Source organism: Bacteroides sp. 51 (assembly GCF_010500965.1).
Classification (GTDB): Bacteria; Bacteroidota; Bacteroidia; order Bacteroidales; family Bacteroidaceae; genus Bacteroides.
The window spans coordinates 21,716-27,715 of sequence record NZ_QVMI01000043.1 but is presented as its reverse complement, the minus strand read 5'-3'; the positions used below and the strand labels follow the sequence as shown (position 1 = coordinate 27,715).

Below are 6,000 nucleotides of genomic sequence, written 5' to 3'. Positions count from 1 at the left end.
ACATGCAACTCAATTTTATGCTAATAATGTCAAAGAACTATGGAGGATAATAACCTCAAATACAAAATATTACAAGAAAACTTAACAGCCCTGCCTCCAGAGGGGGACACGTTGCCGCTGCCGCACGGGCCAGCTCCACGTATAAACCTCGCCGCCCTGCGGGTCGGTGGCTGTTACAGCCAATACATCGTGCTGTTGCCAGCCCTCGGGCAGATTGAGATTCACTTTCTTCCGTTCGCCCGGGTTGAGTTGCGGGGCAGGGATATTACCCTCTGCCGCTACTTTCTCGGCGAAGCTGCCGTTGCCCACAGGCTCTATATCGGTTAATCGATAAGAGAATTTGCAGGCAGCAAGATTGGTGAACATATATTGATTTTCGATTAAAAGATTCCCGTCCCACTGCTCCGGGATGGTACGGTTAAGCACCTGTATGGGCGACCAGATTTCTTTAACGGCATAGTAACTTCCTTCTTTCTCGCGGTAAGGGCCTACGATGCCGTCGGGCGCCGCATCGTTTTTGCAATCTATCCGGCCGTTTTGGTTGTTGCGGACGACGCCCTCATCGAGAAGTGCCCACAGGAAGCCTCCGGCGGGGGCGCGGTGCTTCATCATTACGTCCCAGAAATCGCGCAGGGAGGCGGCATTGCCACCGTCGAAAAGGCCGTGCATGAATTCGGTGGGGAAATAAACGTCGCTGTCGTAGAGGGTGGAGTTGACCACGTAGTTGTAGTCGGGGTAATGCTTGGTGTCGGTGCCGCGGAAGCGTTCCCACGGGTGCATCACGAAGCGTTGCTGGAGATCGTAGGTGAGGTAATCATCGTCTACCTCGGTATTCCAGCCGCCCTCGTTGCCGTTGGCCCAGATAACGATGGAGGGGTGGTTGCGGTCGCGCTCCACCATGGATTTTACCAGGCGGCGGGCGGTGGGGGTATCGTATTTCTTCTGCCAGCTACAGAGTTCGTTGATGACGAGCAGGCCGAGGGAGTCGCAAATTTCGAGGAAGTCCTTGTCGGGCGGATAGTGAGCCATGCGCACGGCGTTCATGTTCATGTTTTTGATGAGCAGGGCATCGTCTAAGGAGATTTGGCGCGACAGGGTGCGACCGCTTTCGGGCCAGAAGCAATGGCGGTTCACGCCTTTGAAGATGATGCGCTGGCCGTTGAGGTAGAAGCCGTCGGCCGGGCGGAATTCGACGGTGCGGAAACCGGTTTTCTCGCTGACGCGGTGCAGGAGTTGGCCGTCTTGCCTGAGTTCGGTTACGACACGGTAGAGGTAGGGCTGCTCCTGATTCCAGGGGGTTAGGCCACTGATGTGTGCGCGGAGGTCGTCTCCGGCGGGGGCGGTGATGATGTCGGATACGCGGGTGCCGTCGAGTTCTTCGACGTGCATGGTGATTTGTGTAGCTTCGTTACCGGCCGAGAGGTACGGGCGCACGGTGATGTTGCCATCCATGCGGGCATCGATAGCGAGGGATTGGATGTGCTGCTGCGGCTTTATCTCCAAAAAGACGGGGCGGTAAATGCCGCCGAAGAGCCAGAAGTCGGTTTGCCGCTCGGCGTTATAGATGGTTTTGTTGGCGGGGCGCTTGGCTACTTTGACTTCGAGCAGGTTCTTTTTGCCGTAGTGCAGCAGGTGGCTGATGTCGTAGCTGAACTGGTAGAAGCCGCCTTCGTGGGGCTGGCCGGCAAGCTGGCCGTTTATCTTGACTTCGGTGTCGGTCATGGAGCCTTCGAAGATGATTTCGATGTGTTGCCCCTGCCAGGCTTTTTCGGCCTTGAAGGTGTGGCGGTAGAAGCCGGTTTCGTCGGAGGTTTCGGGTTCTTCCCAACCGTAGTAGAAGGTACCGAAGCCCTGGGTTTCCCAACAGGAGGGCACGGGGATTTTGGTCCAGCGGTTGCTGTTGCGGCCGGAGGTGACTTTGAAATCCCAACGGATGGTGGTGTCTTTGTCGGTACCGGAGAGGTAGTGGCGGTGGGTATCAATTGCCCCTGCCTTCAGGCAGAGGAGCGCAATGAGAATGAGGAAAAGGAGTTTTTTCATGGCTTCTATTGTATTGGTTTAATAATTATCTTTCTGTCATACTCCCGCACCTGCGCCCTGTACGATGGGAACACCCCGCGCGCCGTGCAGCCTACGCCCGTGGTGGCATAGTCCAGGTTCACGGTTATCCCGTCCTGCTTTAGCAGTTGATAGGTGTACATGGCCTTCGTCAGGTTGTCCGTGCTGTACGGGTAGGCGTTGAAGTTGAACAGTTCGTTCATTTCGAATTGCAGGCCGATGCCGTTGTCGTCCGTGAGGCGGAGCCAGCGGGTATCGGTGCGCAGGCCGTAGTCCTGGGGCATGAGGTAGGGCTCAAACATGCCGTCGACGGTGTTGGTGTAAATGCCGGTGCGGTAGCCGGTTTTGCGGTCGGGATAGTTCTCCTGCGGGCCGCGGCCGTACCATTCTACGTTGCTCAGGGCATCGTTCACGGTGAGAGTCAGTCCCACGCGGGGTAACCAGAGGGGCATCTTGCCCTCGGGCTTGAGGTTGTGGGTGATCTCGATGGTACCATCACCGTGGATGATGTATTGGTAGGTGTTGAGGATGCCGTTGCACTGCACGCCTTCGATGTATAGGTCTTTTTTCTCTTTCCCGTCGGCGCCCATGAGTTCGGCGCTGGTGACGTTGATGTGTACGCGGCCGTTCACTTCCTCGGCAGTGAACGCGGTAAGGTGCCGCTGCCGGGTGTCGATGCCGGTGGAGTACATTTCGGTGGCCAGGGTGTTTCCATAGCCTTCTTTCCAGTAGGGCATGGCGGCGTTCCAGGCGTTCCAGTTGTCGAGTTCGTTGGCCAGGGGCGCGCGCCAGAGGTTGAGACGGAGGGGGGATTTGAGCATTTCCTTACCTTTATATATAAGGGAGGTGAGGAGGCCGTCGTTAAATGTGTAGCGGAAGTTGGTACCGGAGACGATGAGGCTGTTGCTTTCATTAGTAACTGCCAAGTTGCCTGGATTGCTTCGGGCGAGCCCTCGCAATGACGAGGATAGCGGGAATTCATCCCACGCTACTTCGTGCCCGGCCGATGCCCATAGCTCGTCCTTTTTCAGGAAAGAGCGGACTATAATTCTGTATTCCTTTCCGGAATTCATAGCAGGCTGTTTATAAGGAATCTCCACCCGCTCCCGGCTCAATGGGGCGGTATTCAGTTCCAATGTACCCGACTGAATCACCTTATCATCCTCCAACAACTCCCAACGGATATCGTACTGCGAAGCGTCGGTAAAATGGTTGCGGTTCCACACCTCGAGTAAGCCAGCCTCCGCATCAACCATCGAGAAAGATAGCGGCTGAACGGTCTTTTTCATCTGCCACATCTCGGGCTGAACGGTTCTATCGGGCCAGATGCTTCCGTAGGTGCGGGCGCCGATGCCATAACTAAAGAAATTGCCATTGTTGGTTTCATTATCAAAATTAAGCCATAGTTTCGCATCCTCCGCGCGAAAATCAGAAACAACATCCTTATCGAATACCCCGACATCGTCCATCTGCGCGTCGCAGATATAAACGTTGGTTTCCTGTCCGTGTGCTTCGGCATTGCGGCCGATGTTGATGGGGAAAGGGAAGTTGCGGATGTTGCCGGATACGTTGGCGTTGGCTTTCTTTTCATTATTGATATAGAGCGCCATTTCGCTGCCGTTGTACACGGCCGTCACCTGATGCCAGTTGTACTCCCAATTATCGGGCAGCGGGGCGTAGATGGAATGTTTCTTATCGGTGTAGATGTAAAATTCCAGCGATTCCTTGCCGTGCTGCTGCACGCCGAACTGGTGACTGCCTTTGGTGATGAACGAGCCGCAACTGCTGATGAGCTTGCGCGGATAGGCTTTGAATGTAAGCGTCAGCGCATCGCCGGAAATTTCTACGTTGTCCGAGCGGTAGACTTCTACCCATTGGTCGTGCCCATTGAGATCGAGTATAGTATTATTTTTATCTTTTACGAGCCGCGCATTTCCCATCAAATGTGCAGGGGTACGGTATGGCGAAGAATCTTCTACCTGACGGATTTCCTCCGTCAGCCCGGGGCTGACGAAATCCCAAATAGCGCCACCGATGATGCGGGGGTGACGGTAGATCACGTTCCAGTAATCGTCCAGCGCGCCGCCGCCGTTGCCGGCTACGGAGAGGTATTCGTCCATAAAGGAGGGGCGGGTGTCGTTGTCGCGACCGAGGCCGACTTGTATTTCGAGCTCCATCGGCGTGGGGTAACGGGGGCCGATGATGTCTTCGGCAGGGTGCGAGTAAGCGTTCCCGCCGTACATCCAGTAGCGGGTGTGGTCGAGAGATTTGCCCTCGTCGATAACGTGGGTGATGTTTTCGCCCTCGCCGCTCTCATTGCCCGCGCTCCAGAAGAGGATGCAGGGGTAGTTGCGGTCGCGCAGCACCATTTTGCGGACGCGGTCGCGATACATGGGTTCGTATTCGGGGCGGTTGGAAATCCATTCGGTGGCGTGGGCCTCGTCGCCCACCTCGTCGATGACATAAAGGCCGTATTCGTTGGCCAGTTCGAGGTATTTGTTCACCGGCGGGTAGTGCGAGGTGCGCACGGCGTTGAAGTTGAATTGTTTCAGCAGTTCGAAGTCTTTGCGTATGGTGGCCTCGTCCATCACATGACCGAGCTCGGGGTGCTGCATGTGGGAGTTCTGGGCGTTGACTTTCAGGGGCACGCCGTTGAGGTAGAACACGCCGTCACGGATTTCGGTCTTCTTAAAGCCGATGGTGGTTTGGATGCGGTCTTGCAGGGCGCCGTCGGCGGTGAGGAGGTCGAGTTGCAGGGTGTAGAGGTGGGGTGTTTCGGAGGTCCATTTCAAAGGCCCGGCAAGGTGCCGGCGCCAGGTTTCGATGCTGGCGGTATTATTGAGAACCTTGCCGCCAAACTCTTCGGCCTTGCCGGTATCCTTGTTAATAAGGCTTGCCTTTAACTGATACCCTTTCGTTCCGGCTCCTTTATAATCTTTGATTTTTACGCGGACATCCACTTCCGCATCTGTATACGTATCATCGAAATCCGTAATCACCTGCCAGTCGAATATGCGGATGTTGGGCGCGGCGTAGAGCCAGACATCGTCGAAGATTCCGGCGAGTCGCCAGTAGTCCTGTCCTTCGAGGTAGTACCCGTCGGAGTACTTCAATACGCAGACGGCGAGGGTGTTTTCGCCGGGTTTCAGGTAGGGGGTGATATTGTATTCGGAGGGCTCCTGGGCGCCCTCGTTGTAGCCTACTTCCTGTCCGTTAATCCAGACGAAGGAGGCAGAGGCTACCTTCTCGAAGCGGAGGAATATCTGTTTGTCGGCCTTCCAGTCGGCGGGGATTTTGAAGGTGCGGCGGTAGAGGCCGGTGGGGTTATAATCTGCGGGTGGGTGCGGCGGATTGGCGGGGAACGGGGTGGCCACGTTGCGGAACAGCTTGTCGCCATAGCCCTGCATCTCCCAGTTAGAGGGCACGTCGATGTGCGCCCACTTCTTGTCGGGATAGTTCGGTGCGAAGAAATTGGCGGGGATGCCGTCGGGCGTGTCGCACCAGAAGAATTTCCATTTGCCGTTGAGGGAGATGCTTTCGGCGGGGATGTGGTAGGCGCGGGGGACTTCTTGGCCGAGCTGGAAGAGGGCGGGGTTGTCGATGTAATGGGACAGGTTGTTGAGGAAGCTGCGATGTGGTTCCGCAGGAAACTTGGGTGCAGCGCCTCGCTGCCGCTGCTGCTGGGCGTGAAGGGTGACACCCAGGAATAGGGATAGGAGTAATAAGGTTTTCTTTTTCATGGTATTGTATCAAGTTACATTAATACAAAACTAACACAAATCTCCCATAAACCCGGGCGCAAATGTTTTAAATAGCAGGCATTATCAAAACCTACCCCAACCTGTAACAAAACCACCCCAACCGCTTTCCATAACAGCTGCATTACAAAACATACGGGCCCATTGAAGTGCAGGGGATATTGTATTTTTGCAACTGGGATAC

At 55.4% G+C, this 6,000-nt stretch carries 2 protein-coding genes; both read right to left on the bottom strand.

All coding sequences use genetic code 11. The annotated features are described in order from the left end of the window. Positions 1-81 precede the first annotated feature (81 nt). On the bottom strand, positions 82-2,040 hold the full coding sequence (locus D0T87_RS21745; protein WP_163178063.1) for a glycoside hydrolase family 2 TIM barrel-domain containing protein: 1,959 nt from the start codon (positions 2,038-2,040) through the stop codon (positions 82-84). Between the two features lie 5 nt (positions 2,041-2,045). After that, positions 2,046-5,798 carry a glycoside hydrolase family 2 TIM barrel-domain containing protein gene (locus D0T87_RS21740; RefSeq protein WP_163178061.1) on the bottom strand — a complete coding sequence of 1,251 codons (3,753 nt, stop codon included), beginning with the start codon at positions 5,796-5,798 and terminating at the stop codon, positions 2,046-2,048. Positions 5,799-6,000: the final 202 nt, after the last annotated feature.

What these genes read in the sequence shown, in the direction of transcription:
- D0T87_RS21745 (WP_163178063.1), bottom strand. Translation starts at nt 2,040, where the DNA reads ATGAAAAAACTCCTTTTCCTCATTCTCATTGCGCTCCTCTGCCTGAAG.
- D0T87_RS21740 (WP_163178061.1), bottom strand. Translation starts at nt 5,798, where the DNA reads ATGAAAAAGAAAACCTTATTACTCCTATCCCTATTCCTGGGTGTCACC.